This window comes from Pseudomonas bharatica, assembly GCF_048586865.1.
GTDB classification, from domain to species: domain Bacteria; phylum Pseudomonadota; class Gammaproteobacteria; order Pseudomonadales; family Pseudomonadaceae; genus Aquipseudomonas; species Aquipseudomonas bharatica.
On record NZ_JBMAWR010000024.1, the window covers coordinates 39,926 to 66,840 of the forward strand.

The 26,915-nt window shown below is 61.1% G+C and carries 23 protein-coding genes and 2 tRNA genes; 1 reads left to right on the top strand and 24 read right to left on the bottom strand.

Annotated features, from left to right (window positions below):
* Positions 1-49: 49 nt before the first annotated feature.
* The 16 genes from ACKLLE_RS22180 to rlmE all read right to left on the bottom strand — a co-directional run bounded on the left by ACKLLE_RS22180 (position 50) and on the right by rlmE (position 16,111).
* Positions 50-403 carry a BON domain-containing protein gene (locus tag ACKLLE_RS22180; protein WP_009404305.1) on the bottom strand — a complete coding sequence of 118 codons (354 nt, stop codon included), beginning with the start codon at positions 401-403 and terminating at the stop codon, positions 50-52.
* Between the two features lie 357 nt (positions 404-760).
* Entirely contained in the window at positions 761-2,866 is a 2,106-nt protein-coding gene (gene pnp, locus ACKLLE_RS22185; RefSeq protein WP_009404304.1) for a polyribonucleotide nucleotidyltransferase, read from the bottom strand.
* A gap of 252 nt (positions 2,867-3,118) precedes the next feature.
* Complete coding sequence (gene rpsO, locus ACKLLE_RS22190; RefSeq protein WP_009404303.1) at positions 3,119-3,388, bottom strand: 30S ribosomal protein S15; 270 nt, start codon at positions 3,386-3,388, stop codon at positions 3,119-3,121.
* 150 nt (positions 3,389-3,538) lie between these two features.
* Positions 3,539-4,456: a tRNA pseudouridine(55) synthase TruB gene (gene truB, locus ACKLLE_RS22195; protein ID WP_009404302.1), complete on the bottom strand. Its 918-nt coding sequence runs from the start codon at positions 4,454-4,456 to the stop codon at positions 3,539-3,541.
* A 3-nt stretch (positions 4,457-4,459) separates the two neighbouring features.
* On the bottom strand, positions 4,460-4,861 hold the full coding sequence (gene rbfA, locus ACKLLE_RS22200; protein ID WP_420059076.1) for a 30S ribosome-binding factor RbfA: 402 nt from the start codon (positions 4,859-4,861) through the stop codon (positions 4,460-4,462).
* Between the two features lie 122 nt (positions 4,862-4,983).
* Positions 4,984-7,503 (bottom strand): translation initiation factor IF-2, encoded by a 2,520-nt coding sequence (infB, locus tag ACKLLE_RS22205; protein WP_064303366.1) that lies wholly within the window; start codon positions 7,501-7,503, stop codon positions 4,984-4,986.
* Between the two features lie 26 nt (positions 7,504-7,529).
* A complete protein-coding gene (nusA, locus tag ACKLLE_RS22210; RefSeq protein WP_009404299.1) occupies positions 7,530-9,011 on the bottom strand; it encodes a transcription termination factor NusA in 1,482 nt (493 codons plus the stop codon).
* A 58-nt stretch (positions 9,012-9,069) separates the two neighbouring features.
* Entirely contained in the window at positions 9,070-9,528 is a 459-nt protein-coding gene (gene rimP, locus ACKLLE_RS22215; protein ID WP_009404298.1) for a ribosome maturation factor RimP, read from the bottom strand.
* 129 nt (positions 9,529-9,657) lie between these two features.
* A tRNA-Met gene (locus tag ACKLLE_RS22220) sits at positions 9,658-9,734 on the bottom strand.
* Positions 9,735-9,830: 96 nt separating this feature from the next.
* Positions 9,831-9,916, bottom strand: a tRNA-Leu gene (locus ACKLLE_RS22225).
* Positions 9,917-9,935: 19 nt separating this feature from the next.
* Entirely contained in the window at positions 9,936-10,331 is a 396-nt protein-coding gene (gene secG / locus ACKLLE_RS22230; protein WP_009404297.1) for a preprotein translocase subunit SecG, read from the bottom strand.
* 3 nt (positions 10,332-10,334) lie between these two features.
* On the bottom strand, positions 10,335-11,090 hold the full coding sequence (tpiA, locus tag ACKLLE_RS22235) for a triose-phosphate isomerase (protein ID WP_064303365.1): 756 nt from the start codon (positions 11,088-11,090) through the stop codon (positions 10,335-10,337).
* Between the two features lie 66 nt (positions 11,091-11,156).
* Complete coding sequence (glmM, locus tag ACKLLE_RS22240) at positions 11,157-12,497, bottom strand: phosphoglucosamine mutase (RefSeq protein WP_009404295.1); 1,341 nt, start codon at positions 12,495-12,497, stop codon at positions 11,157-11,159.
* Between the two features lie 17 nt (positions 12,498-12,514).
* Positions 12,515-13,366: a dihydropteroate synthase gene (folP, locus tag ACKLLE_RS22245; RefSeq protein WP_064303364.1), complete on the bottom strand. Its 852-nt coding sequence runs from the start codon at positions 13,364-13,366 to the stop codon at positions 12,515-12,517.
* Positions 13,367-13,374: 8 nt separating this feature from the next.
* Positions 13,375-15,282 (bottom strand): ATP-dependent zinc metalloprotease FtsH, encoded by a 1,908-nt coding sequence (ftsH, locus tag ACKLLE_RS22250; RefSeq protein WP_009404293.1) that lies wholly within the window; start codon positions 15,280-15,282, stop codon positions 13,375-13,377.
* 202 nt (positions 15,283-15,484) lie between these two features.
* Positions 15,485-16,111 carry a 23S rRNA (uridine(2552)-2'-O)-methyltransferase RlmE gene (gene rlmE / locus ACKLLE_RS22255; protein ID WP_009404292.1) on the bottom strand — a complete coding sequence of 209 codons (627 nt, stop codon included), beginning with the start codon at positions 16,109-16,111 and terminating at the stop codon, positions 15,485-15,487.
* A 103-nt stretch (positions 16,112-16,214) separates the two neighbouring features.
* Between rlmE and yhbY the strand changes: the two genes are divergently transcribed.
* Positions 16,215-16,523, top strand: a complete 309-nt coding sequence (gene yhbY / locus ACKLLE_RS22260) for a ribosome assembly RNA-binding protein YhbY (protein WP_009404291.1) — start codon at positions 16,215-16,217, stop codon at positions 16,521-16,523.
* A 25-nt stretch (positions 16,524-16,548) separates the two neighbouring features.
* On the opposite strand, the gene ACKLLE_RS22265 is transcribed toward yhbY, so the two are convergent.
* From ACKLLE_RS22265 to grpE, 8 genes are all read right to left on the bottom strand, one after another.
* On the bottom strand, positions 16,549-16,986 hold the full coding sequence (locus tag ACKLLE_RS22265) for a hypothetical protein (protein ID WP_051032725.1): 438 nt from the start codon (positions 16,984-16,986) through the stop codon (positions 16,549-16,551).
* Positions 16,964-17,446 carry a transcription elongation factor GreA gene (gene greA / locus ACKLLE_RS22270; RefSeq protein ID WP_037061676.1) on the bottom strand — a complete coding sequence of 161 codons (483 nt, stop codon included), beginning with the start codon at positions 17,444-17,446 and terminating at the stop codon, positions 16,964-16,966. The genes ACKLLE_RS22265 and greA overlap by 23 nt, the downstream gene beginning before the upstream one ends.
* The gene (gene carB / locus ACKLLE_RS22275; protein WP_009404288.1) at positions 17,443-20,664 is read right to left on the bottom strand and encodes a carbamoyl-phosphate synthase large subunit; all 3,222 of its coding nucleotides are present in this window, start codon (positions 20,662-20,664) and stop codon (positions 17,443-17,445) included. The genes greA and carB overlap by 4 nt, the downstream gene beginning before the upstream one ends.
* A gap of 106 nt (positions 20,665-20,770) precedes the next feature.
* The gene (gene carA / locus ACKLLE_RS22280; RefSeq protein ID WP_064303362.1) at positions 20,771-21,907 is read right to left on the bottom strand and encodes a glutamine-hydrolyzing carbamoyl-phosphate synthase small subunit; all 1,137 of its coding nucleotides are present in this window, start codon (positions 21,905-21,907) and stop codon (positions 20,771-20,773) included.
* 265 nt (positions 21,908-22,172) lie between these two features.
* Positions 22,173-22,976, bottom strand: a complete 804-nt coding sequence (gene dapB / locus ACKLLE_RS22285; RefSeq protein ID WP_009404286.1) for a 4-hydroxy-tetrahydrodipicolinate reductase — start codon at positions 22,974-22,976, stop codon at positions 22,173-22,175.
* 12 nt (positions 22,977-22,988) lie between these two features.
* Complete coding sequence (gene dnaJ / locus ACKLLE_RS22290; RefSeq protein WP_009404285.1) at positions 22,989-24,113, bottom strand: molecular chaperone DnaJ; 1,125 nt, start codon at positions 24,111-24,113, stop codon at positions 22,989-22,991.
* A gap of 192 nt (positions 24,114-24,305) precedes the next feature.
* The gene (gene dnaK, locus ACKLLE_RS22295; protein ID WP_009404284.1) at positions 24,306-26,225 is read right to left on the bottom strand and encodes a molecular chaperone DnaK; all 1,920 of its coding nucleotides are present in this window, start codon (positions 26,223-26,225) and stop codon (positions 24,306-24,308) included.
* A gap of 102 nt (positions 26,226-26,327) precedes the next feature.
* Positions 26,328-26,894 (bottom strand): nucleotide exchange factor GrpE, encoded by a 567-nt coding sequence (gene grpE / locus ACKLLE_RS22300; RefSeq protein WP_009404283.1) that lies wholly within the window; start codon positions 26,892-26,894, stop codon positions 26,328-26,330.
* Positions 26,895-26,915 lie beyond the last annotated feature (21 nt).

Here is a 26,915-nt window from a genome sequence, read left to right on the forward strand (position 1 = left end):
TTGGGCTGTCGCATGAACCGTCAGGATCAGCGAGCGGAACAAACCATTATCAGTTGGTTTTCAGGCCATCAGCCGAAACAGCCTGTACGCCTTTGATTTTCTTGGCGATGGCAACGGCGGTGTCTTTCTGCGCCGAAGTCACGGCCACGTCGGAGGACAGCGATACCACACCCTTGTTGGTCTCGACCTTGATGTCGGTACCTGGAATACCTTTCTCGGTGACCAGGTCGGCTTTGACCTTGGTGGTGATCCAGGTGTCGGAAGTGGCTTCCTTCGCTTTGGTCACTTCACCGGCTGCGAGCATCATCGGAGCCTGGGTGGACTGTTGAGCAGCGAAGGCGACATTGCCCAGGGTCAGGGTCAGGGCAGTAGCGGTGGCAGCAGCGATAGCGAACTTCTTCATACGAGACACTCCTGTTTTTCGAAAGGGCCTGCGCCGACATGTCCTGGCGGCAGGTGTACTTGGGTTATTGCAGGGGCTGTGCCAGTTTTTCGCCCAAATAAAATCGTTTAAAAACAGTAAGTTACGAATAAACAAGTTTTGCTGGATCGTGCAATTTGCAAAGTGGGCTGCCGTTTCGCTTGCAAGATGCAAGTTGTTGGAAAGCACGCCGCGAATCCCTGTGGGAGCGGGTTCACCCGCGATTGCGGTGGCGGGCCCGCTATCGCAATCGCGGGTGAACCCGCTCCCACAGGGTCCGCGCAAGGCATAAAAAAAGGGCCCCGAAGGGCCCTTTCATTCAGCTAAGGTCGCGAGGACTCAGACGCCCGATGCCTTGGCAGCAGCAACGTCCTTGATCGACAGCTTGATACGGCCGCGGTTGTCCACGTCCAGTACCAGCACTTCGACTTCCTGGCCTTCCTTCAGCACGTCGGTGACCTTCTCGACACGAGCGTCGCTCAGCATCGAGATATGCACCAGGCCGTCCTTGCCCGGCAGGATGTTGACGAAGGCACCGAAGTCGACGATGCGCTCTACCTTGCCGACGTAGATCTTGCCGATCTCGGCCTCGGCGGTGATGCTCAGTACGCGCTGGCGTGCAGCTTCAGCGGCGTCCTTGGTTTCACCGAAGATCTTGATCGAGCCGTCGTCTTCGATATCGATCGAAGCCTTGGTTTCTTCGCAGATGGCACGGATGGTCGCGCCGCCTTTGCCGATGACGTCACGGATCTTGTCGGTGTCGATCTTCATCGCGATCATGGTCGGCGCGTTTTCCGACAGCTCGCTGCGCGATTGGGCAATGACCTGGTTCATCTGGCCGAGGATGTTCAGGCGCGCTTCAAGGGCCTGGCCCAGGGCGATTTCCATGATCTCTTCGGTGATGCCGTTGATCTTGATGTCCATCTGCAGCGCGGTAACGCCCTTGGCGGTACCGGCGACCTTGAAGTCCATGTCGCCCAGGTGGTCTTCGTCACCCAGGATGTCGGTCAGGATGGCGAACTTCTCGCCTTCCTTCACCAGGCCCATGGCGATACCGGCAACTGGCGCCTTCATCGGTACACCGGCGTCCATCAGGGCCAGGGAAGCACCGCAGACCGAAGCCATGGAGCTGGAGCCGTTGGATTCGGTGATTTCCGATACGACGCGGATGGTGTACGGGAATTCGTCGGCAGCCGGCAGCATGGCCTGGACCGAACGACGGGCCAGACGGCCGTGACCGATTTCGCGACGGCCGGCACCGCCCATGCGACCACACTCGCCCACCGAGAACGGAGGGAAGTTGTAGTGCAGCATGAAGGGGTCTTTCTTCTCGCCTTCCAGGGTGTCCAGCAACTGTGCGTCACGGGCAGTACCCAGGGTTGCAACGACCAGGGCCTGGGTCTCGCCACGGGTGAACAGTGCGGAACCGTGGGTTTTCGGCAGAACACCGACTTCGATGTTCAGCGGGCGAACGGTCTTGGTGTCGCGGCCGTCGATACGTGGCTTGCCGTTGACGATGTTTTCGCGAACGGTGCGGTATTCGATCTCGCCGAAGATGTCCTTCACTTCACCAGCGCCTGGCTGGCCTTCTTCGCCGGAGAACCTGGCGACCGCCTGGTCGCGCAGCTCGCCCAGGCGGGCGTAACGGTCGGCCTTGACGGTGATGGTGTAGGCCTGGGAAACGGCCTCGCCGAACTCGGCACGAACGGCGTTCAGCAGTTCGGTGTTGGCAACCGCTGGTTTCCAGTCCCAGGTCGGCTTGGCGGCTTCGGCGGCGAATTCCTTGACGGCCTGGATCACGGCCTGGAATTCGTCGTGGGCGAACAGCACGGCGCCCAGCATCTGGTCTTCGGTCAGTTCCTTGGCTTCCGATTCAACCATCAGTACGGCGTCGGAAGTACCGGCCACGACCATGTCCAGGCTGGAGGCAGCCAGTTGCTCGTAGGTCGGGTTCAGCAGGTAACCGGTGCTTTCGTGGAAGGCAACGCGGGCAGCGCCGATCGGGCCTTCGAACGGGATACCGGAAACGGCCAGCGCAGCCGAGGTACCGATCATCGCAGCGATGTCCGGATCGGTCTTCTTGCTGGTGGAAACGACGGTGCAGACGACCTGCACTTCGTTCATGAAACCTTCTGGGAACAGCGGACGGATCGGACGGTCGATCAGGCGCGAGGTCAGGGTCTCTTTCTCGGAAGGACGGCCTTCACGCTTGAAGAAGCCACCAGGGATCTTGCCGGCAGCGTAGGTCTTTTCCTGGTAGTGGACGGACAGCGGGAAGAAGCCCTTGCCCGGGTCGGCCTGCTTGGCACCGACAACGGTGACCAGCACGGTGACATCATTGTCGACGGTGACCAGTACGGCACCGGACGCTTGACGGGCGATACGGCCCGTTTCGAGGGTTACGGTCGATTGACCGAACTGGAATTTCTTGATTACCGGGTTCACGGTTTCCTACCTTCTCTTCAGTTGCACTTGGGGGAACTGGTTCTTGCGAATTCTTGGGCAGAACGGGGAATCGGCCCCATTGACCGTCCAGATAAAACTAGAGGTTGGGAGCCTGCCCTGCCATCGCGCTAAGCGCTCCGGCGGAACAGCCAACCAACCTCTCGGATACGCGGGGTGCGTTCGCGTGCCGGGGAGCCGAAGCCCCCGGCTGACGACCGCAGTACGCCGCGCACACCACTGGTCGGGCCGCTATTAGCGACGCAGACCCAGACGACCGATCAGGGCGCTGTAACGAGTGGTGTCTTTGCCTTTCAGGTAGTCCAGCAGCTTGCGACGCTGGTTAACCATGCGGATCAGGCCACGACGGGAGTGGTGGTCTTTACCGTTGGCCTTGAAGTGGCCTTGCAGCTTGTTGATGTTGGCGGTCAGCAGGGCAACCTGCACTTCCGGGCTACCGGTGTCGCCGGCGGCTTGCTGATAGTCGGCAACGATCTGAGCTTTTTCTTCAACGCTGAGTGCCATTTGGCTTTCTCCAAATCAACGGAAACCCGAAGGTTCCCAACAGGCCAGGGACAAGCCCTGTATTAAGAAAATGAGGTGTGACCATGCCTGTTGACAGCCACCCTCGTGTCCCCCCAGTACCTGGCCAAGGCCCTGCACTGACGGTTTCGATCATTCCGACCGAATCAGTCGACGCGGCGCGATGCGCCCGTCTTCGCTCACTTCACCGATACCGATGAAGCGACCGTTGTGATCCTGAACGCGGACCATGCCGAATTTCGGCGCGTCCGGCGAACGTACCGGCTGACCATGCAACCAGTAGAAAGCACTGTGCTCGGAGAACTGCAGCAACGGCCAGTCCTGCAGACCGCTGTCGGAGGGCATCAGGAAGCGATCGATCGCTTCGTTGCCACCTTCGGCGTGGGCCGCCTCGAGTTCTTCGAGGGTCACGGTCTGGGCCAGCTCGAACGGTCCGGCCTGGGTCCTGCGCAGTTCCGCGACATAAGCACCACAGCCCAGTACCTCGCCGATGTCCTCGACCAGGGTGCGGATATACGTGCCTTTGCTGCAGCCGACCGACAGGCGAACCCGGGTGCCTTCGCACTCCAGCAGTTCCAAGCGGGTAATAGTAACAGAACGCGCTTCACGCTCCACTACTTCCCCTGCACGGGCCAGTTTGTACAGCGGCTGGCCATCACGCTTGAGAGCCGAGTACATCGGCGGTATCTGGCTGATTTCACCACGGAATCGTGGCAGAACCGCTTCAATGTCCGCGCGACCAACGGTCACATCGCGGGTGCGCAGCACTTCGCCTTCGGCATCCGCAGTACTGGTGGTCTGACCCAGTTGCATGACCGTCTCGTAGCCTTTGTCGGAATCGAGCAGGTACTGGGAGAACTTGGTGGCTTCGCCAAAGCACAGCGGCAGAACGCCACTAGCCAGCGGATCGAGGCTGCCGGTGTGTCCGGCCTTCTCGGCGTTGAGCAGCCAGCGGACCTTCTGCAACGCGGCGTTGGACGTGAACCCCAATGGTTTGTCGAGCAGGATGATGCCGCTGACGTTACGGCGGATGCGTTTGACCTGGGCCACCGGTTACTCCTTGTCGCTGTCCGGAGCGTTGGCGCTCTGGTGCAGGCTGTCCTCGGCAACGGCGCGCTCGATCAGGGCCGACAGGTGGGCACCGCGGCTGACGCTTTCGTCATAGTGGAAATGCAGTTGCGGCACGCTGCGCAGCTTCATTTCGCGACCGAGCTGCATGCGCAGGAAGCCGGCGGCGGAGTTGAGGACCTTCAGGCTTTGCTGGATCGCATCGTCGCCTTCCTGGCCCATGACGGTGATGAACACCTTGGCATGGCCGACATCGCGACTGACATCGACGGCGGTGATGGTGACCAGGCCGACGCGCGGGTCTTTCACTTCACGACGAATCAGCTGGGCCAGCTCGCGCTGCATCTGATCGCCGATACGTTGGGTACGGCTATATTCTTTTGCCATGTCTTGCTACCTGTAACTAAAGCGGCAAACGCCCGGCCAGGCATGAAGCCTGACCGGGCGTTGCGTTCAGAGCATCCAGCGGGGCCATGCGGCCACCTGCCTGGCGCTTCCAAGCTCGCGCATCAGAGCGTACGAGCCACCTGGACTTTCTCGAAGACCTCGATCTTGTCGCCGATCTTGACGTCGTTGTAGCTCTTGACGCCAATACCGCACTCCATGCCGTTACGGACTTCGGACGCGTCATCCTTGAAGCGACGCAGCGATTCCAGCTCGCCTTCGAAGATAACCACGTCTTCGCGCAGTACACGGATCGGGCGGTTACGGTAGACCGTACCTTCCACGACCATGCAACCGGCGATGGCGCCGAACTTCGGCGAACGGAACACGTCACGCACTTCGGCGACGCCCAGGATGTTCTCGCGAACATCGCTGCCGAGCATGCCGGTCAGGGCCTTCTTGACGTCTTCGATGATGTCGTAGATCACGTTGTAGTAACGCATATCCAGACCTTCCTGCTCGACGATCTTGCGCGCACCGGCATCGGCACGCACGTTGAAGCCGAACAGGACCGCATTCGAAGCCAGCGCCAGGTTGGCGTCGCTCTCGGTGATACCACCGACACCGCCAGCGACCACGCGAACCTGCACTTCGTCGTTGCCCAGGCCACCGAGGGAGCCCTGCAGGGCTTCGAGAGAACCACGAACGTCGGCCTTGAGGACGATGTTGAGGGTCTTCTTCTCTTCCTGGCCCATGCTTTCGAAGATGTTTTCCAGCTTGCCGGCATGGGCGCGAGCCAGTTTGACTTCGCGGAACTTGCCTTGGCGGAACAGCGCGACTTCACGGGCCTTCTTCTCGTCAGCCACAACGCTCAGTTCGTCACCGGCATCCGGAGTGCCGTCCAGGCCGAGGATCTCGACCGGGATCGACGGGCCGGCTTCCTTAACAGGCTTGCCGTTCTCGTCGAGCATGGCGCGAACGCGACCGTAGTTGGAGCCGCAGAGGACCATGTCGCCCTGACGCAGGGTACCGTCCTGAACCAGCACGGTAGCGACCGGGCCGCGGCCCTTGTCCAGACGCGATTCGACCACGACACCACGACCTGGAGCGGTAGGCATCGCCTTGAGCTCGAGGATCTCGGCCTGCAGCAGAACGGCTTCGAGCAGTTCGTCGACACCGGTACCCATCTTCGCCGAAACCTTGACGAACGGAGTGTCGCCACCCCAGTCCTCGGAGGTCACGCCGTGAACGGCCAGTTCGTTGCGGATGCGATCGAGGTCGGCACCCGGCTTGTCGATCTTGTTCACCGCAACCACCAGCGGTACGCCGGCAGCCTTGGCGTGCTGGACGGCTTCGACGGTCTGCGGCATCACGCCGTCGTCCGCCGCAACCACCAGGATCACGATATCGGTAGCCTTGGCACCACGGGCACGCATGGCAGTAAACGCGGCGTGGCCCGGGGTGTCGAGGAAGGTGACCATGCCGCGGTCGGTTTCCACGTGGTAGGCACCGATGTGCTGGGTGATACCACCAGCCTCGCCGGCAGCGACCTTCGCACGACGGATGTAGTCGAGCAGCGAGGTCTTGCCGTGGTCGACGTGGCCCATGACGGTCACGACCGGCGCACGGGAAACGCTCTCGCCTTCGAACTTCAGCGATTCGGCCAGGGAGTCTTCCAGGGCGGTGTCACTGATCAGGGTAACCTTGTGACCCAGCTCTTCGGCGACCAGTTGAGCGGTCTCCTGGTCGAGCACCTGGTTGATGGTCACCGGAGTGCCCAGCTTGAACATGAACTTGACGACTTCAGCGGCCTTGACCGACATCTGTTGCGCCAGTTCGGAGACGGTAATGGTCTCGCCGATGGTCACGTCGCGGATAACCGGACCGGTCGGGCTCTGGAAACCATGGGCGTTGCGCTTCTTCGGCTTGGCCTTGCCGCGGCCGCCACGACGGAAGCCATCGCTTTCCTCGTCGGTGGTACGCGGGGCAGCACGAGGGGTCGGAGCTTTCTCTTTCTCCTTGACCTTGACCGAAACGCGCGGCGCTTCGTTGCGACGCTCGCCACCGCGACGGTCGTCGTCACGGGTACGGTCGTTGCGACGGTTGTCGTCTTTCTTGCGGTCGGCGGTCGGAGCCGGAGCAGCAGCCTCGACAGCTGCCGGGGCAGGCGCCGGAGCGGCTGGCTGGGCGACCGGAGCTGGCGCTGCGGGCGCTGCAGCCTTGTCGGCAGCCGCCTGGCGACGAGCCTCTTCCTCGGCGCGTTGACGCGCTTCGGCCTCGGACTTCTCCCGGGCTGCGTTTTCGACGGCGCGACGCTCTTCCAGCTCGCGTTTCTGCTCGGCCTGGATCTCTTCCGGGCTGCGCTGGACGAAAACCTTCTTCTTGCGTACTTCTACGCTGATGCTCTTGCTGCCGGCAACACGCAGGGTGCTGGTGGTCTTGCGCTGCAAGGTGATCTTGCGCGGTTCTTCCACTTTCGCCTTGTGACTGCTTTTCAAATGGGTCAGCAGAGCCTGCTTTTCACTATCGCTCACCAGCTGACCGGCGTCGGTGTGCGGCAGACCTGCCTCACGCATCTGCTGCAGCAGGCGCTCTACCGGTGCAGCGACCTCTTGGGCCAATTCTTTCACCGTGACTTGCGTCATGCACTTCTCTCCTCAGGCCAGCCTGCTTACTCGAACCAGTGGGCTCGGGCGGCCATGATCAACTTGCCGGCACGCTCTTCGTCGATGCCGTCGATGTCGAGCAGGTCGTCAATCGACTGCTCGGCCAGGTCTTCGCGGTTAACCACGCCGCGCACCGCCAGTTCCGCTGCCAGGTCGTTGTCCATGCCCTCGAGGGAGAGCAGGTCTTCGGCCGGGTGGGCGTCTGCCAGTTTTTCCTCGGTAGCGATGGCTTTGGTCAACAGGCGGTCCTTGGCCCGAGCGCGAAGCTCGTTGACGATTTCCTCGTCGAAGCCATCGATGTTGAGCATTTCTTCCAGCGGTACGTAGGCAATTTCTTCAAGGCTGGTGAAGCCCTCGTCAACCAGCACCTGGGCCAGTTCTTCGTCGACTTCCAGCTCTTCGATGAAGTTGCGCAGGATGTCGCCAGTCTCGGCTTGCTGCTTGGCCTGGATGTCCGATTCGGTCATCACGTTCAGGGTCCAGCCGGTCAGTTGGCTCGCCAGGCGCACGTTCTGGCCACCTCGGCCAATGGCCTGGGCCAGGTTGTCGGCAGCCACGGCGATGTCCATCGCGTGGGCGTCTTCATCAACGATGATCGCCGCCACTTCGGCAGGCGACATGGCATTGATGACGAACTGCGCCGGGTTGTCGTCCCAAAGCACGATGTCGACCCGCTCGCCACCCAGTTCGCCGGAAACGGCCTGGACGCGCGAACCGCGCATGCCGATGCAGGCGCCTTGCGGGTCGATACGCTTGTCCTTGGAGCGGACGGCGATCTTGGCGCGGGAGCCCGGGTCGCGGGACGCACCCATCACTTCGATCAGGCCCTCGGCGATTTCCGGCACTTCGATGCGGAACAGTTCGATCAGCATCTGCGGCGCGGTACGCGACAGGATCAGCTGCGGACCGCGGTTCTCGGTGCGGATCTCCTTGAGCAGCGCACGAACGCGAACGCCGACGCGGAAGGTCTCGCGGGAAATGATGTCTTCGCGAGCCAGCAGGGCTTCGGCGTTGTTACCCAGGTCAACGATGACGTTGTCGCGGGTCACCTTCTTCACGGTGCCGGAGATGATTTCGCCCAGGCGCTCGCGATAAGCGTCGACGACCTGTGCACGCTCGGCTTCGCGAACCTTCTGCACGATGACCTGCTTGGCGGTCTGGGCTGCGATACGACCGAACTCGATGGACTCGATCTTCTCTTCGATGATGTCGCCCGCCACTGCGCCCGGCTTTTTGGCCTGGGCCTGGTCTACCGCCAGCTCGATGGCCGGATCGTCGAGGTCTTCGTCCTCGACCACGGTCCAGCGACGGAAGGTCTCGTAGTTACCGGTGTGGCGGTTGATTTCCACACGCAGGTCGACTTCGTCTTCAAAACGTTTTTTGGTTGCAGTGGCCAGGGCCACCTCCAGCGCTTCGAAAATCACGCCCGCCGGTACACCCTTTTCATTGGATACCGACTCAACAACCAGCAGTACTTCTTTGCTCATCGTACGCCTCGCCTTTCGCAAGCCATTGGAACCGCGTCAACCGCAGCTCCGGCATGTCTCAGTCAAAACTGGGAATAATGTTGGCCTTGTCGATCGAGTCGATGGGCAGCAGGAATTCGTGATTGTCCACCTGGACCACGACATCCTGCTCCTCAACACCACGGATCAGGCCTTGAAAGTTACGACGACCTTCGAAGGGCGTACGCAGCTTGATCTTCACTTGTTCGCCGGCATGCGAAGCAAACTGTTCAAGGGTGAACAGCGGGCGATCCATGCCAGGAGAGGAGACTTCCAGGGTGTATTCGGTGCTGATGGGATCTTCAACGTCCAGAATACCGCTGACCTGGCGACTGACGACTTCGCAGTCATCCACCAGGATGCCGTCCTCTTTGTCGATATAGATACGCAGTACCGAATGCTTGCCCTGGGAAATGAACTCGATCCCCCAGCATTGATAGCCAAGCGCTTCGACTACCGGGGCCAACAAGGCCTGCAACTGTTCTAGCTTGCTCGACACCTGAACCCCCTCGTGCATGCTGTGCAAATAAAAAATGGGCAAGCGCCCATCGTGAAATGCGCCGTGGAATGTGGCGCCTGAGAACTGTTTAGCTAACAAAAAGCCCCTGAAAAGGGGCTCCGCTAAAACTGGTTGCGGGGGCTGGATTTGAACCAACGACCTTCGGGTTATGAGCCCGACGAGCTACCAGACTGCTCCACCCCGCGACAAAGCTGGGGCGAAAGTATACGACCGAACCCCGGGAGGGTCAATCAACCTCCACCTGCAAGAAAGCCCGCTAGTGCGGGCTCCCATGCTTCAATTGGTACCGAGAAGGGGACTCGAACCCCTACACCCTATGGGCACAACCACCTCAAGGTTGCGTGTCTACCAATTCCACCACCTCGGCAATACTACTTTGAAACCCGTTACTTCTGCTCTGGAGCCTGAGGAACATCGCTGTTGTTGCCAGCTTCGTTCTTCTGTTGCTGTTGCCCCTGGAGCACCGGTACATCATCTGTTGCCGGTTTGTTCTGCTGTACTTCCAGAACCGCTGGATCTGGCAAACCTGCTTGAGTCAGCTGATGAGCTTTCTCTTTAGCAAAGTATCCTAACCCAAGAGCAGTTAAGAAGAAAGAGGCAGCTAGTATAGCAGTAAACTTACTCAAAAAGGTAGCGGAACCTTGGCTTCCGAACACAGTATTTGAAGCACCTGCGCCGAAAGATGCACCCGCTTCCGCACCTTTACCCTGTTGCAGCAGAACCAGTACTACCAAGCCCAGTGCGCCCAACAGATGAAGAACGACAATAACTGTTTCCAGCATTTTTCAGTTTCCTGCGGCGCGACAAATTGCACCGAATTCGTCTGCGTTCAGGGAAGCCCCACCAATCAGGCCCCCATCGATATCCGGCATGCCGAACAGCTCAGCCGCATTGGCCGCCTTCACGCTGCCGCCGTATAGAAGCCGCGTATTTTGCGCAACTTCCGGATCCTTCGCCGCCAACTGGTCGCGAATGGCTTTATGCACATCCTGCGCCTGTTGCGGAGTGGCCGTCAGGCCAGTGCCGATGGCCCATACAGGCTCATAAGCGATAATCGCATCTGCAAAAGCAGAAATACCCAGTTGGTCGATGATGCTGTCCAACTGACGCCCCACAACCTCGAGCGTTTTGTTCGCTTCACGCTCTTCGAGGGTTTCCCCTACACAGAACACCGGCTTCAAGCCACAGGACTGTGCCGCTGCGAACTTCCGGATCAGGGTCGAGTCCTGCTCGCCCAGGATCTGCCGCCGCTCCGAGTGACCGATCAACACCAGCTTGCAACCGGCATCGACCAACTGACTCGGCGCCACCTCTCCGGTCAGAGCCCCTTGCTGGGACTCCACCGCAGCGTTCTGCGCACCTACCACGATCGATTTGCCTTCCAGCCCCTCGATCACCTGGCTGATGAACAGACTCGGTGGGAACACCGCGACATCAACACCGCTCGGCAGGACCTGATTGCTCAAGCCCTTGATCAGCTCAGCGACGCTGGCGCGGGTACCGTGCATTTTCCAGTTACCAGCTACCATTGGGCGACGCATGCTTTACCTCGTGGGTCAAAGTGGGCGCAGATGTTACCCAACCAATTCATCACTGGCAAGCGTAAATCAAACGCAAACTTCACTTACCAGTTTTGCCAGCGCTTCGGCATGGCCACGCACCTGGGATTCGTCGTCACCTTCGACCATTACGCGCACCAGAGGCTCTGTTCCGGACTTGCGCAGCAACACGCGGCCACGCCCGGCCATCTCCTCGGTGACACGCTCGCAAGCAGCCTTCACGTCAGGATGCTCCAGCGGGTCGACCTTGCTGGCGCCGAAACGCACGTTGATCAACACCTGCGGACATTTGCGCACGGCCTGGCGGGCTTGTGCCAGGGTCTCGCCGCGACGCTTGAGGGCCATCAGCACCTGCAATGCCGCGATGATCGCATCGCCGGTGGTGGTGTGGCTGCAGCACACGACATGCCCGGAGTTCTCGCCGCCGATGATCCAGTCGCGCTCGAGCAGCTCGGACATGACATAGCGGTCGCCGACCTTGGCACGTACGAACGGAATGTCGAGGTCCTTCAAGGCCAGCTCCAGGCCAAGGTTGCTCATCAGCGTCCCGACCACGCCACCTTGCAGCTTGCCGCGCTCCTGCAGATCACGAGCGATGATGAACAGCAGTTCGTCACCATCGACGATGGCACCGGTGTGATCCACCATCAGCACGCGATCACCGTCACCATCGAAGGCAATGCCGAGGTCGGCATGCCCGACCAGGACCGCCGCCTGCAATGACTCGATGTGGGTGGAGCCGCAGTTTTCGTTGATATTCAGCCCATCGGGCTGGTTGGCAAGCACCGTGACATCGGCGCCCAGCTCCCGGAACACGCTGGGCGCTACCTTGTAGGTTGCGCCGTGGGCACAGTCGATGGCCAGCTTGAGCCCGGAAAAGTCGGTACTGCTCGGCACGCTGCTCTTGCAGAACTCGATATAGCGGCCCGCCGCGTCGTTGATCCGCGAAACCTTGCCCAGCTTGCTGGACTCGACCACGGTCATCGGCTGGTCGAGCAACTCCTCGATCATCAGTTCGACCTCATCCGGCAGCTTGGTGCCCTGCCCGGAGAAGAACTTGATGCCGTTGTCGTCGTGCGGATTGTGCGACGCGCTGATCACGATACCGGCTTCGGCGTGGAAGGTCCGGGTCAGATAGGCAATGGCCGGGGTCGGCATCGGACCCAGCAGCAGGACGTCCGCCCCGGCGGCGGACAGCCCGGCTTCCAGCGCCGACTCGAACATGTACCCGGAAATGCGTGTGTCCTTGCCCACCAGTACCCGGCAGTTGCCCTGCTTGCGGAATGCCATGCCCGCCGCCCAGCCAAGCTTGAGCATGAAATCAGGGGTGATCGGGTATTCCCCGACGCGGCCGCGAATGCCGTCGGTACCAAAATATTTTCTGCTCATAAATGCTCCGTCATTCTTTATTCGGCGTTTTGTACTGCGGCGATCATCCGTACGACATCGACGGTTTCAGCGACATCATGGACACGCAGGATCGCGGCCCCTTTTGTCATCGCCAAGGCAGCCAGCGCCAGGCTGCCGTACATCCGCTCGTTTACTGGCCGGTTGAGGGTCAGGCCGATCATGCTCTTGCGTGAAACGCCCACCAACAGCGGGCGTCCCAGGCGCTGCAAGCTGTCCATGTGCTTGAACAGACTAAGATTATGCTCCAAGGTTTTGGCAAAGCCGAAGCCCGGATCAAGAATAATGCGTTCCGCCTCGATGCCGACCGCCGCACAGGCAGCCATACGCGCTTCAAGATAGCGGCCAACCTCGGCAGTCACGTCTTCGTAATGCGGGTCGTCCTGCATGTTTCCGGGCTCCCCGCGCATATGCATCAGGCATACCGGCAAGCCGGTGGCCGCCGCCGCATCCAGGGCGCCATCCCGTGACAGCGAGCGGACATCGTTGATCAACCCAGCCCCCAGCCGCGCCGACTCGCGAATGACCGCCGGCGTGGACGTGTCCACTGAGATCACCACATCCAGCTCGCGATTGAGTGCTTCGACGATGGGCGCAACGCGCTCCAGCTCTTCGAGCGCCGTCACCACCCGCGCACCGGGCCGAGTGGACTCGCCACCGACGTCGATCAGCGTCGCTCCTGCCGCAACCATTGTCTCGGCATGACGCAAGGCCGCATCACGCTGGGTGAAGCGGCCGCCATCGGAGAAGGAATCCGGAGTGATATTGAGGATACCCATGACATGGGTACGGGAAAGGTCGAGAACCCGGTTGCCGCAAGGCAACCGGGTTGGGTACTGCTGTGAAGTCATGTCAGCCCTTAGTGTTGCGCAGCCGGACCACCGATAGGGGACTCGGGACGGTCACCCTGGGATGCAGCGGTGCCCGAAGTACCGGAATCGTTGTCCCAGTCCCGCGGCTCGCGCGGTGTACGACCTGCCATGATGTCGTCGATCTGGTCGGCGTCGATGGTTTCGTACTTCATCAGCGCATCGGCCATGGCGTCGAGCTTGTCACGGTTGTCCGTGAGGATCTGCTTGGCAGTGGCATAGCACTGGTCGATGATGCTGCGCACCTCGGAGTCGATCAGCTTGGCGGTCTCGCCCGACACATTGGTGTGCTGGCCACTAGAGCCTCGGCCCAGGAACACTTCGCCCTCTTCCTCGGCGTACATCAGCGGCCCGAGCTTTTCCGACAGCCCCCACTTGGTCACCATGTTCCGTGCGATCTGGCTGGCACGCATGATGTCGTTGGAGGCGCCGGTGGTCACGCCGTCGAAGCCCAGGGTCATCTCTTCGGCGATACGGCCGCCGTACAGCGAGCAGATCTGGCTGATCAGCGCGCGCTTGGACAGGCTGTAGCGGTCTTCTTCCGGCAGGAACATGGTCACGCCCAGCGCACGACCGCGCGGGATGATCGAAACCTTGTACACCGGATCATGCTCGGGAACGATGCGACCGACGATGGCGTGGCCCGCCTCGTGGTAGGCAGTGTTCTGTTTCTCTTTCTCCGACATGACCATGGTCTTGCGCTCGGCGCCCATCATGATCTTGTCCTTGGCCAGCTCGAACTCCTTCATCTCCACCACGCGCTTGCCACCGCGGGCGGCGAAGAGCGAGGCCTCGTTGACCAGGTTGGCCAGGTCGGCACCGGAGAAGCCAGGTGTACCGCGCGCGATGACCGCCGGGTTGACGTTGTCGCCGATCGGCACCTTGCGCATGTGGACCTTGAGGATCTGTTCGCGACCGCGGATATCCGGCAGGCCGACCACCACCTGGCGGTCGAAGCGACCGGGACGCAGCAGCGCCGGGTCAAGCACGTCAGGACGGTTGGTGGCAGCGATGACGATGATGCCATCGTTCATTTCGAAGCCATCCATCTCTACCAGCAACTGGTTGAGGGTCTGCTCGCGTTCGTCGTGACCGCCGCCCATGCCGGCACCACGATGGCGACCCACGGCGTCGATCTCGTCGATGAAGATGATGCACGGTGCGTGCTTCTTGGCCTGTTCGAACATGTCGCGCACACGGCTGGCACCGACACCGACGAACATTTCCACGAAGTCCGAACCGGAAATGGTGAAGAACGGCACCTTGGCCTCACCTGCAATGGCCTTGGCCAGCAGGGTCTTGCCGGTACCCGGAGGGCCGACCATCAGCACGCCGCGCGGGATACGACCACCCAGGCGCTGGAACTTGCCCGGATCACGCAGGAACTCGACCAGCTCGCCGACTTCTTCCTTGGCTTCGTCGCAACCGGCGACATCGGCCAGGGTCGTCTTGACCTGGTCTTCGGACAAGAGGCGCGCCTTGCTCTTGCCGAAGCTCATCGGGCCGCCCTTGCCGCCGGCACCGCCCTGCATCTGGCGCATGAAGAACATGAATACCGCGATGATCACCAGGATCGGGAAGCTGGCTACGAGCAACTGGGTCCAGATGCTCTGCTGCTCGGGTTGACGACCTTCGATCACCACGTGATTGTCGACCAGGTCGCCAATCAGGCCGTTGTCCTGGATCGCCGGACGGATGGTCTTGAAGGTATCGCCGTCGCTGCGCTTGCCGGTAATGACAGCACCGTCGACCGTGACGCGCTCGACCTTGCCATCCTTGACTTGCTGGATGAAGTCGGAATAGTTGAGGGTCTGCGGCTCATTCGGGCTGGAGAAGTTGTTCATCACCGTCACCAGGACCGCCGCGATGATCAACCACAGGATCAAATTCTTTGCCATATCGTTCAATTCGCTACCCTCTGAAGCAGGTTTAGGCGCAACCGTGCCTCGCATGATAATCAGCGGCTTAACTTACTACATTCCTACAACGGCTGTTGGCGCCGTCTGTAACCCTTTGTGAATCCAGACTACACGATATTCATCCACACCACGCAGGGAGACCGATTGGAAAATACTATCGGTACCGCGTTAAACCGCCGCGTTATTCGCCGCGGTAGCCCCTCGCCAGAAGGTATTGCTCACGCGAGCGATCACGTGACGACGACGGCTTGCGCATCTGGACCTTGTCGAATTTCTGACGAACGTCCTTCAAATAGGTATCGAAGCCTTCACCCTGGAAGATCTTGATCAGAAAATCCCCACCTGGACGCAGGACGCGACTGGCCAGATCAAGGGCCAGCTCACAAAGGAACATCGCCCGCGGCATATCGACAGCAGGCGTACCACTCATGTTGGGGGCCATATCCGAAATCACAAGGTCCACCTGTGAATTACCTACGGCCTCGAGAATCTGCGCAAGCACTTCGTCCTGGGTGAAATCGCCCTGGATGAAGGTCACGTCGGGAATGCTGTCCATTTCCAGGATGTCGGAAGCGATCAGCCGACCTTGCCCGCCGATCAGCCGGCTGGTGACCTGGGACCAGCCACCCGGCGCGGCGCCGAGGTCGATCACGCTCATGCCCGGGCGGATCAAGCGGTCCTTTTCCTGGATTTCCAGCAGTTTGTAGCTCGCGCGCGAGCGGTAGCCGTCCTTTTGCGCCTGTTTGACGAAAGGATCGTTGAAATGCTCTCTCAGCCAGTTATGGCTGCTCTTGGAACGCTGCGCCACTGGGCACCTCGATGATTAAGCGTCGTGATTGACTGGGCGGAGCCACGGGCCCTCGGGTAAAATGGCCGCCATTTTTACAGAATCCAGACGAAAGGGTCAGATTATGCCGCTCAATAACGAGCAGAAGAAACAGTACAAATCCATTGGTCACGACCTGAAACCGGTCCTGATCGTGGCGGGCAATGGCTTGACCGAAGGTGTCCTCGCCGAACTCGAGCGTGCCCTGGTAGATCATGAACTGATCAAGGTGCAGGTCAAGCTCGAAGACCGGGAAGAACGTCGGGCAGTCATGGATGAACTGAGCAAGATCGGCCGAGCCGAACAGGTACAGATCATCGGCAAGATGGTCCTGCTGTATCGCCGTAACCCGCAACCGAACAAGCAACTGTCCAATATCCACCGCTACAAGTAACGGTGATACCGGTCAGCGGCGCGTCTTAGCGCGCCCTGGTCGGGACAGGCTGGGCCACCAGCGCAATGCCGCTGAGCCCCAGCACGACGAAGCAGAACACCTGCCAGCGCGCACCGGCCGAGAAGCCGTAGCGCAAGGTGTAATAGCCGATGCAAGCGGTGAAACCGACCAGCAGCAACTTGCCGCTGAACAGCCGCCAGCAAGCCGGCAATCCCTTCAGCCGCACCAGCACGGCCAATTGCGTCAACAATCCCAGCGCCGCCACACCGATCAACCAGCGGTCGATCTGGATAGAGATGTCCTCTATCAGCAGGGGCGCCAGGCTGCTGACCTTCAACGCCGGCACCAGGCCGACATGAAACACCCAAAGGCCACCGACCCAGAATACCTGGGCCAGTTGCCAGAGGATGGCTTCGACGCAAGGCCCGGAGAGGCTGTCGTCAGATGTGCTTGACTTCGACAATCTCGTACTCGACCGTGCCGCTCGGGGTTTTCACCACGACCACATCGCCTTCTTCCTTGCCGATGATGGCGCGGGCGATCGGCGCGCTCGCGGAGAGCTTGCCTTTCTTGATATCAGCCTCGTCCTCGCCAACGATCTGGTAGGTCACCTGATCGCCGGTCTCGGTGTTTTCCAGATCCACGGTGGTACCGAAAATCACCTTGCCGGTATGGGCGATGGTGGTGACGTCGATCACCACCGAGTTCTGCAGACGGCCTTCGATGTCGCGGATCCGCGCCTCGACCATGCCCTGCTCTTCACGAGCGGCGTGGTATTCGGCGTTTTCCTTGAGATCGCCCAGCTCCCGCGCTTCACCGATCGCCTGGCTCAGGCGTGGGCGCTCGGTCTTGCTGAGGAAGGTCAGTTCGTCTTCCAGGGCGCGAGCGCCCTGGACGGTCATCGGGTACTTGGTAATGCTCATGCTTTGAGTCCTGCATGCAGATCCTGCAAGCGGCGAACGGTCTTTTCCGGACCGAACTTCAGCGCTTCGCAGATAGCTTCACCGGCCGCAATGGTGGTGGTGCAGTAGATCTTGTGCTGCAACGCATTGCGGCGAATCGAGTAGGAATCGGCGATCGACTGGCGACCTTCGGTGGTGTTGATGATCAGCGACACTTCGTCGTTCTTGATCATGTCGACCACGTGCGGACGCCCTTCGGTCACCTTGTTCACGCGACGCACTTTCAGGCCGGCCGCCTCGATGATCTTCGCGGTTCCGGCAGTTGCGACCACTTCGAAGCCCAGGGCAATCAGGTCGCGGGCAACGCCGGCCACTTGCGGCTTGTCGTCGTCACGCACGCTGATGAACGCGGTACCGCCGGTCGGCAGCACTTCGCTGGCACCCATCTGGGCCTTGGCGAAGGCTTCACCGAAGCTGTCGCCGACACCCATGACTTCGCCGGTGGATTTCATCTCAGGGCCGAGGATCGGGTCAACCCCAGGGAACTTGGCGAACGGGAACACCGCTTCCTTGACGCTGTAGAAGTTAGGAATGATTTCCTTGGTGAAGCCCAGCTCTTTCAGGGTCTTACCGGCCATGACACGGGCCGCGATCATCGCCAGCGAGGTGCCGATGCACTTCGAAACGAAAGGCACGGTCCGCGAAGCGCGCGGGTTGACTTCAATCACGTAGATCTTGTCGCCCTGCAGCGCCAGCTGCACGTTCATCAGGCCGACAACGCCCAGCTCCAGGGCCATCTTCTTGACCTGCTCGCGGACTTCGTCCTGCACATGGGCAGGCAACGAGTACGGCGGCAGCGAGCATGCAGAGTCACCGGAGTGAACACCGGCCTGCTCGATGTGCTGCATGATCGCGCCGATGACCACGTCGGTGCCGTCGCAGACCGCATCCACGTCCATCTCGATGGCGCAGTTGAGGAAGTGGTCGAGCAGCACCGGGCTGTCGTTGGAGACCTGGACCGCTTCACGCAGGTAGCGCTTCAGTTCGTCCAGCTCGTAGACGATTTCCATGGCGCGACCGCCCAGTACGTAGGACGGACGAACGACCAGCGGGTAGCCGATATCGCCAGCGGCGCGAATGGCTTCGTCTTCGCTGCGCACGGTGGCGTTTGGCGGCTGCAGCAGGTTCAGGCGCTGGACCATCTGCTGGAAGCGCTCGCGGTCTTCGGCACGGTCGATGGCGTCAGGGCTGGTACCGATGATCGGTACACCGGCCTCTTCCAGGGCGCGAGCCAGTTTCAGCGGGGTCTGGCCGCCGTAGTGGACGATGACGCCCTTCGGCTTCTCGACGCGCACCACTTCCAGCACGTCTTCCAGGGTCAGCGGCTCGAAGTACAGGCGGTCGGAGGTGTCGTAGTCGGTGGAAACGGTTTCCGGGTTGCAGTTGACCATGATGGTCTCGTAACCGTCGTCACGCAGTGCCAGCGCGGCATGCACGCAGCAGTAGTCGAACTCGATGCCCTGGCCGATACGGTTCGGACCGCCGCCCAGGATCATGATCTTGTCGCGGGTCGACGGATTGGCCTCGCACTCTTCCTCGTAGGTCGAGTACAGGTAGGCGGTGTCGGTGGCGAACTCGGCGGCGCAGGTATCCACGCGCTTGTACACCGGGAAGACTTCCAGCTTGTGGCGATGGCGACGCAGGTTCTTGTCGGTGATACCCAGCAGCTTGGCCAGGCGCTGGTCGGAGAAGCCCTTGCGCTTGAGGTTCAGCATCAGTTGCTTGTCGATGGCGGCCAGGCCTAGGGTCTTGACCTTCTCTTCTTCCTTGATCAGGTCTTCGATCTGGATCAGGAACCAGTGGTCGATGCTGGTCAGGGCGAAGATTTCGTCGCGGGTCATGCCGGCGCGGAAGGCATCGGCCACGTACCAGATACGCTCGGCGCCCGGCACGGTCAGCTCGCGCTTGAGGATGCTCGGGGTTTCCGGGTTGGCCAGGTCGACTTTCGGGTCGAGGCCGCACACACCGACTTCCAGGCCACGCAGGGCTTTCTGCAGTGACTCCTGGAAGGTCCGGCCGATGGCCATGACTTCACCCACGGATTTCATCTGGGTGGTCAGGCGGGCGTCGGCTTTCGGGAATTTCTCGAAGGCGAAACGTGGCAGCTTGGTGACGACGTAGTCGATCGATGGCTCGAAGGACGCCGGGGTACGACCGCCGGTGATGTCGTTCTGCAGCTCGTCGAGGGTGTAGCCGACAGCCAGCTTGGCGGCGATCTTGGCGATCGGGAAGCCGGTGGCTTTCGAAGCCAGTGCGGAGGAACGGGATACCCGCGGGTTCATTTCGATCACGACCATGCGGCCGGTGTTCGGGCAGATACCGAACTGCACGTTGGAACCGCCGGTTTCGACACCGATTTCACGCAGCACCGCCAGGGAGGCGTTGCGCATGATCTGGTATTCCTTATCGGTCAGGGTCTGTGCCGGAGCAACGGTGATCGAGTCACCGGTGTGCACGCCCATCGGGTCGAAGTTCTCGATGGAGCAGACGATGATGCAGTTGTCCTTTTTGTCGCGGACCACTTCCATCTCGTACTCTTTCCAGCCGATCAGCGATTCGTCGATCAGCAGTTCCTTGGTCGGCGACAGGTCGAGGCCACGGGCGCAGATCTCTTCGAACTCTTCACGGTTGTAGGCGATGCCACCACCGGTACCGCCCATGGTGAAGGACGGACGGATGATGCACGGGAAGCCCAGCTTCTCGAGGACCGCATTGGCCTCTTCCATGCTGTGGGCGATACCCGAGCGCGGGCATTCCAGGCCGATGGCCTTCATTGCCTTGTCGAAACGCGAACGGTCTTCGGCCTTGTCGATGGTGTCGGCGTTGGCGCCGATCATTTCCACGCCGAATTTCTCCAGGACGCCCTCGCGCTCCAGGTCCAGGGCGCAGTTCAGTGCGGTCTGGCCACCCATGGTCGGCAGCAGCGCGTCCGGCCGCTCTTTCTCGATGATCTTGGCAACGGACTGCCACTTGATCGGCTCGATGTAGGTGGCGTCGGCCATGGCCGGGTCGGTCATGATGGTGGCAGGGTTGGAGTTCACCAGGATGACGCGGAAACCCTCCTCGCGCAGGGCCTTGCAAGCCTGGGCGCCGGAGTAGTCGAATTCGCAGGCCTGGCCGATCACGATCGGGCCAGCGCCGAGAATCAGGATGCTTTTAATGTCTGTACGTTTTGGCATGGTTGTCACTCAAATCCGCAGGTCAGTCGGCAAGCCGTCTTGAACAATCTTGGTCAGGCGCTGCTGAACCGGGCTTCGCCGGTCCAGCGCCTTCACGCAGGGATGCTTAGCGGCGCTTGGCCATGGCATCGATGAAACGATCGAACAGTGGCGCGACATCGGTCGGGCCAGGGCTGGCTTCAGGGTGGCCCTGGAAGCTGAACGCGCTCTTGTCGGTGCGCTCGATGCCCTGCAGGGTACCGTCGAACAGCGACTTGTGGATGGCGCGAACGTTGGCCGGCAGGGTGGCCTCGTCGACCGCGAAGCCGTGGTTCTGGCTGGTGATCATCACCACGCCGGTGTCCAGGTCCTGGACCGGGTGGTTGGCACCGTGATGGCCGTGGCCCATCTTCACGGTCTTGGCACCGGACGCCAGGGCCAGCAGCTGGTGACCGAGGCAGATACCGAAGACCGGGATATCGGTTTCCAGGATTTCCTTGATCGCCTGGATGGCGTAGTCGCAAGGCTCCGGATCGCCAGGGCCGTTGGACAGGAACACGCCATCAGGGTTGAGGGCAAGCACTTCGCTGGCCGGGGTCTGCGCCGGGACGACGGTCAGGCGGCAGCCACGGGCGACCAGCATGCGCAGGATGTTCAGCTTGACGCCATAGTCGTAGGCAACCACGTGGTACGGCAGGTCGGCCGCCTCGATGGTCGGGTGGCTGTCGGTTTTCAGCTCCCAGACACTGGAGCGCCACTCGTAGGCACTCTTGGTGCTGACCACCTTGGCCAGGTCCATGCCTTTCAGGCCCGGGAATCCGCGCGCTGCGGCGATGGCGGCTTCCTCGCTGATATTGTCACCGGCCAGGATACAACCGTTCTGTGCACCTTTCTCACGCAGGATGCGGGTCAGGCGGCGGGTATCGATACCGGCGATGGCCACGACATTGTTGGCTTTGAGGTAATCGCTCAGGGACAGGGTGTTACGCCAGTTGCTGGCGATCAGCGGCAGGTCGCGGATGACCAGGCCGGCCGACCAGACGCGATCGGACTCGGCGTCTTCGGCGGTAGTGCCGGTGTTGCCGATATGAGGGTAGGTCAGGGTAACGATCTGTTGCGAGTACGATGGGTCAGTCAGGATTTCCTGATAGCCGGTCATTGCGGTGTTGAACACCACCTCACCAACGGTCTGACCGTCGGCTCCAATGGCTTCACCGCGAAAAATGCTGCCATCGGCAAGGGCGAGTATGGCTGGCTTAGTCAAGAAGACCTCCCGTAAATCAAGCCTGAAGGGGCGATCGCAGGTTGCAAAAAAGCGGAATGACGTATAGATACGTCACCCCGCTTTCTTCGTCGAATTATCTGCGCGCTTTTAGTGGACACACTAAAGCTGTAGCTTACAGAAAAACGCTTTTTGGGTCTACCACTGATGTGTCTGAAAGACGCAGGAATGCGACAGGGCGCATCGGAGAAGGCCGCAGGAGTGCCCGCTCATGGAGACCGGGCACTCTGGGTAACGCAGCACAGAATCAATGCAGGTCGAGCACGTCCTGCATATCGTACAGGCCCGGCTCGCGACCATCGAGCCACATGGCCGCACGAACCGCACCCTTGGCGAAGGTCATGCGACTGGAAGCCTTGTGGGTGATTTCCACGCGCTCGCCCTCGGCGGCGAACAGCACGGTGTGGTCACCGACTACATCACCGGCACGCACAGTGGCGAAACCAATGGTCTGGCGATCACGTGCGCCGGTCTGGCCCTCGCGACCGTAGACCGCCACCTCCTTCAGATCGCGCCCCAGCGCCTGGGCCACCACTTCGCCCATGCGCAGTGCGGTACCGGACGGCGCATCGACCTTGTGACGATGGTGGGCCTCGATGATCTCGATATCCACTTCATCGGCCAGCACGCGGGCAGCGGTGTCGAGCAGCTTCAGGCAGAGGTTGACCCCTACGCTGAAGTTGGCGGCGAAGACGATCGGAATCTCCTTGCCCGCCTCGACCAGCAGCTGCTTCTCCTCGGCACTGAAGCCCGTAGTGCCAATTACCATGGCCTTCCCCGCCTTGCGGCAGAACGCCAGGTTCTTCAGGGTCACCGACGGGTGGGTGAAGTCGATCAACACATCGAACTCTTCCACCACCTTGGCCAGGTCGTCCGAGATCGGCACGCCGATCCGGCCCAGCGCCGCCAGCTCGCCGGCATCGGCACCCACCAGCGTGCTGTCGGGACGATCCACCGCCGCCGTCAGACCAGCGCCCTGGACGTGCTGGATCGCCTCGACCAGGGTCTTGCCCATGCGCCCAGCCGCGCCCATTACCGCAATACGTCGCATGCGTTTTTCCTTTTACAGATCGCCGAAGAAGCGTTTCACACCCTCGAACCAGCCACTGGCCTTGGGCGAATGGGAACTGTCGCCTTCCAGGGAAGCACGCAGCTCTTCGAGCAGCTCGCGCTGGCGACGGCTCAGGTTGACCGGCGTCTCGACCGCCACACGGCACATCAGGTCACCGGCACCACCACCACGCACCGGCGCCACACCCTTGCCGCGCAAGCGGAACTGCTTGCCGGTCTGGGTACCTTCCGGAATCTTCAGCTTGACCCGACCATCGAGGGTCGGCACTTCCAGCTCGCCACCCAATGCCGCATCGGTGTAGCTGATCGGTACTTCGCAGTACAGATGCTTGCCGTCACGCTGGAAGATCGGGTGCTCGCGCACATTGATCACCACGTACAGGTCGCCGGTCGGGCCACCCTGGGTGCCCGCCTCGCCTTCGCCGGAGAGGCGAATGCGGTCGCCGGTATCGACACCGGCCGGCACCTTGACCGACAGGGTCTTGTACTCTTCGATGCGCCCCTCGCCGTGGCAGGAGTCGCACGGATCGGTGATGATCTTGCCCTGCCCCTGGCAACGCGGGCAGGTCTGCTGCACCGAGAAGAAGCCTTGCTGCATGCGCACCTGGCCGATGCCGCCGCAGGTCGGGCAGGTCGCTGGCGAAGAGCCTTTCTTCGCGCCCGAGCCGTCGCATGGCTTGCAGTTGACCAGTGTCGGCACACGGATATTGACCGTGGTGCCACGCACCGCTTCTTCGAGGTTCAGCTCCAGGGTGTAGCGCAGGTCACTGCCACGCTGGGCGCCGCCGCGGGAACCGCCACGACCACCACCGAAGAAATCGCTGAACACATCGCCGAAGATGTCGGAGAAATTGGCGCCGCCAAAACCGGCACCGCCGCCACCCATGCTCGGGTCGACGCCGGCGTGGCCGTACTGGTCGTACGCGGCACGCTTGCTGGTATCGGAGAGCACTTCGTAGGCCTCGTTGGCCTCCTTGAACAGCTCTTCGGACTCTTTGCTATCGGGATTACGGTCCGGGTGGTGCTTCATCGCCAGGCGACGGTAGGCCTTTTTCAAATCAGCCTCGCTCGCGCCCCGCTCGACTCCCAGAACCTCGTAATAGTCACGCTTTGCCATGGTTCTTTGCACTCTTGAGGACGTTCGGCAAACCTCTGCGCGTCAGCGCTGTGCCGTCAGCATCGGCATCGCTACCGGTGCTGGAGAAAATTCGGGTGTTCCAGACACGCCAACGCGGGAGCAAGCCCCCGCGCGGCGACATCCTACCAGTCAACGTCAAACATCAGTCAACCGGCCGACAACCAGCAGCAATTACTTGTTGTCTTTGACTTCTTCGAACTCGGCGTCAACGACGTCGTCGTGCTTGGCGTCGTCAGCCTGCTGGGCCTGAGCACCCGCTTCCGGCTTCTCGCCCTGCTCGGCGTACATCTTCTGGGCAACCGGCGCGGAGACTTTCGACAGCTCTTCGATCTTCGCTTCGATGGCAGCCTTGTCGTCGCCCTTGACGGCGGCCTCCAGGGCAACCACAGCGGCTTCGATCGCGGTCTTCTCTTCGGCGGTTACCTTGTCACCGGCGTCAGCGACCATCTTGCGGGTCGAGTGGACCAGCGCGTCACCCTGGTTGCGGGCGGCGGCCAGCTCTTCGAACTTGCGGTCTTCCTCGGCGTTGACTTCAGCGTCGCGAACCATCTGCTGGATCTCTTCCTCGGACAGGCCGGAGTTGGCCTTGATCACGATGGACTGCTGCTTGCCGGTGGCCTTGTCCTTCGCACCTACGTGCAGGATGCCGTTGGCGTCGATGTCGAAGGTAACCTCGATCTGCGGAACGCCACGTGGAGCAGGCGGAATCTCGGCCAGGTCGAACTTGCCCAGGGACTTGTTCTGCGCGGCTTGCTTGCGCTCGCCTTGCAGGACGTGAATGGTCACTGCGCTCTGGTTGTCGTCGGCGGTCGAGAACACCTGCGACTTCTTGGTCGGGATGGTGGTGTTCTTCTCGATCAGCGCGGTCATCACGCCACCCATGGTTTCGATACCGAGGGTCAGCGGGCTGACGTCGAGCAGCAGGACGTCCTTGACGTCACCGGCCAGAACGGCGCCCTGGATGGCCGCACCCATGGCAACGGCTTCGTCAGGGTTGACGTCCTTGCGCGCTTCCTTGCCGAAGAACTCGCCAACGGTTTTCTGTACCAGCGGCATGCGGGTCTGGCCACCGACCAGGATCACGTCGTCGATCTTGCTGACGTCGATGCCAGCGTCTTTCATGGCGATGCGGCATGGCTCGATGGTGCGCTGAACCAGGTCTTCGACCAGCGACTCCAGCTTGGCGCGGGAGATCTTCACGTTCAGGTGCTTCGGACCGGTGGCGTCGGCAGTGATGTACGGCAGGTTGACGTCGGTCTGCTGGCTGGAAGACAGCTCGATCTTGGCCTTCTCGGCAGCTTCTTTCAGACGCTGCATGGCCAGAGGATCACCCTTCAGGTTCATGCCGGTTTCTTTCTTGAATTCCTCGACGAGGTAGTCGATCAGACGGATGTCGAAGTCTTCACCACCGAGGAAGGTGTCACCGTTGGTTGCCAGCACTTCGAACTGGTGCTCGCCATCGACTTCGGCGATTTCGATCACCGAAACGTCGAAGGTACCGCCACCCAGGTCATAGACGATCACGGTGTGGTCACCCTTGGCCTTGTCCATGCCGTAGGCCAGTGCGGCAGCGGTCGGTTCGTTGATGATGCGCTTGACGTCCAGACCGGCGATACGGCCGGCGTCCTTGGTTGCCTGGCGCTGGCTGTCGTTGAAGTACGCAGGTACGGTGATGACCGCTTCGGTCACTGCCTCGCCGAGGTAGTCTTCGGCGGTTTTCTTCATTTTCTTCAGGACTTCGGCGCTGATTTGCGGCGGAGCCATTTTCTGGCCGTTGACTTCGACCCAGGCGTCATTGTTGTCCGCCTTGACGATCTTGTACGGAACCATCTGGATGTCTTTCTGCACGACGTCTTCTTCGAAGCGACGGCCGATCAGACGCTTTACTGCGTACAGGGTGTTGTGCGGGTTGGTGACGGCCTGGCGCTTGGCCGACTGGCCAACCAGGATCTCGCCATCGTTGGCGTAAGCGATGATCGACGGCGTGGTGCGAGCGCCTTCGGCGTTCTCGATCACCTTGACGTTGCCGTTTTCCAGAATGGAGACGCAGGAGTTGGTGGTCCCCAGGTCGATACCGATGATTTTGCCCATGTTAACTCTCCCGAAACTTTGGATTTGGTTGCCGCAGCGGTGGTTGCCAACTGCGGTAGCACTTAAACGCTTGACACCTAGATGGGGGCCATCCGGCTAATTTCAAGCCTTCTCGTCGATGGAAGGCGAAACCGCTGCCGGAGCCTTGCTGACCACGACCATGGCCGGACGCAACAGACGTCCGTTGAGCTGATAACCCTTCTGAAACACCTTGAGCACGCTGTTCGGCTCGACGTCGGCGCTTTCCTGCATGGCCATCGCCTGGTGCTGCTCGGCATTGAAGGGTTCGCCGTGCGGGTCGATGGCTTCGAGGTTGTAGCGCTTGAGGGTGTCTTCGAACATCTTGAGGGTCAGCTCGATGCCTTCGCGCATCGGACGGATGCTTTCGTCGTCCGCGCTGGACAGCTCCAGGCCGCGCTCCAGGCTGTCGATGACCGGGAGAAGATCGCCAGCGAACTTCTCCAGGGCGAATTTGTGGGCCTTTTCCACGTCCTGCTCGGCACGGCGGCGGACGTTCTGCAGGTCGGCGGCGGTGCGCAGGGCCTGGTCCTGGGCTGCGGCAACCTGCTCCTCGAGCAGCTGCACGCGCGCAACCAGATCCTCGGAACCCGCCTCGGCGGCTTTGTCTGCGTTTGGATTCAGTTCGTCCAGCTTCTGCTCATCAGCCATGAAATATCTCCTCTCAATGTG

What these genes read in the sequence shown, in the direction of transcription:
- folP (WP_064303364.1), bottom strand. Translation starts at nt 13,366, where the DNA reads ATGACTTCACAGCAGTACCCAACCCGGTTGCCTTGCGGCAACCGGGTT.
- carB (WP_009404288.1), bottom strand. Translation starts at nt 20,664, where the DNA reads ATGCCAAAACGTACAGACATTAAAAGCATCCTGATTCTCGGCGCTGGC.
- greA (WP_037061676.1), bottom strand. Translation starts at nt 17,446, where the DNA reads ATGAGCATTACCAAGTACCCGATGACCGTCCAGGGCGCTCGCGCCCTG.
- rbfA (WP_420059076.1), bottom strand. Translation starts at nt 4,861, where the DNA reads ATGGCAAAAGAATATAGCCGTACCCAACGTATCGGCGATCAGATGCAG.
- yhbY (WP_009404291.1), top strand. Translation starts at nt 16,215, where the DNA reads ATGCCGCTCAATAACGAGCAGAAGAAACAGTACAAATCCATTGGTCAC.
- glmM (WP_009404295.1), bottom strand. Translation starts at nt 12,497, where the DNA reads ATGAGCAGAAAATATTTTGGTACCGACGGCATTCGCGGCCGCGTCGGG.
- secG (WP_009404297.1), bottom strand. Translation starts at nt 10,331, where the DNA reads ATGCTGGAAACAGTTATTGTCGTTCTTCATCTGTTGGGCGCACTGGGC.
- nusA (WP_009404299.1), bottom strand. Translation starts at nt 9,011, where the DNA reads ATGAGCAAAGAAGTACTGCTGGTTGTTGAGTCGGTATCCAATGAAAAG.
- dapB (WP_009404286.1), bottom strand. Translation starts at nt 22,976, where the DNA reads ATGCGACGTATTGCGGTAATGGGCGCGGCTGGGCGCATGGGCAAGACC.
- infB (WP_064303366.1), bottom strand. Translation starts at nt 7,503, where the DNA reads ATGACGCAAGTCACGGTGAAAGAATTGGCCCAAGAGGTCGCTGCACCG.
- dnaK (WP_009404284.1), bottom strand. Translation starts at nt 26,225, where the DNA reads ATGGGCAAAATCATCGGTATCGACCTGGGGACCACCAACTCCTGCGTC.
- grpE (WP_009404283.1), bottom strand. Translation starts at nt 26,894, where the DNA reads ATGGCTGATGAGCAGAAGCTGGACGAACTGAATCCAAACGCAGACAAA.
- tpiA (WP_064303365.1), bottom strand. Translation starts at nt 11,090, where the DNA reads ATGCGTCGCCCAATGGTAGCTGGTAACTGGAAAATGCACGGTACCCGC.
- ftsH (WP_009404293.1), bottom strand. Translation starts at nt 15,282, where the DNA reads ATGGCAAAGAATTTGATCCTGTGGTTGATCATCGCGGCGGTCCTGGTG.
- dnaJ (WP_009404285.1), bottom strand. Translation starts at nt 24,113, where the DNA reads ATGGCAAAGCGTGACTATTACGAGGTTCTGGGAGTCGAGCGGGGCGCG.
- rpsO (WP_009404303.1), bottom strand. Translation starts at nt 3,388, where the DNA reads ATGGCACTCAGCGTTGAAGAAAAAGCTCAGATCGTTGCCGACTATCAG.
- ACKLLE_RS22180 (WP_009404305.1), bottom strand. Translation starts at nt 403, where the DNA reads ATGAAGAAGTTCGCTATCGCTGCTGCCACCGCTACTGCCCTGACCCTG.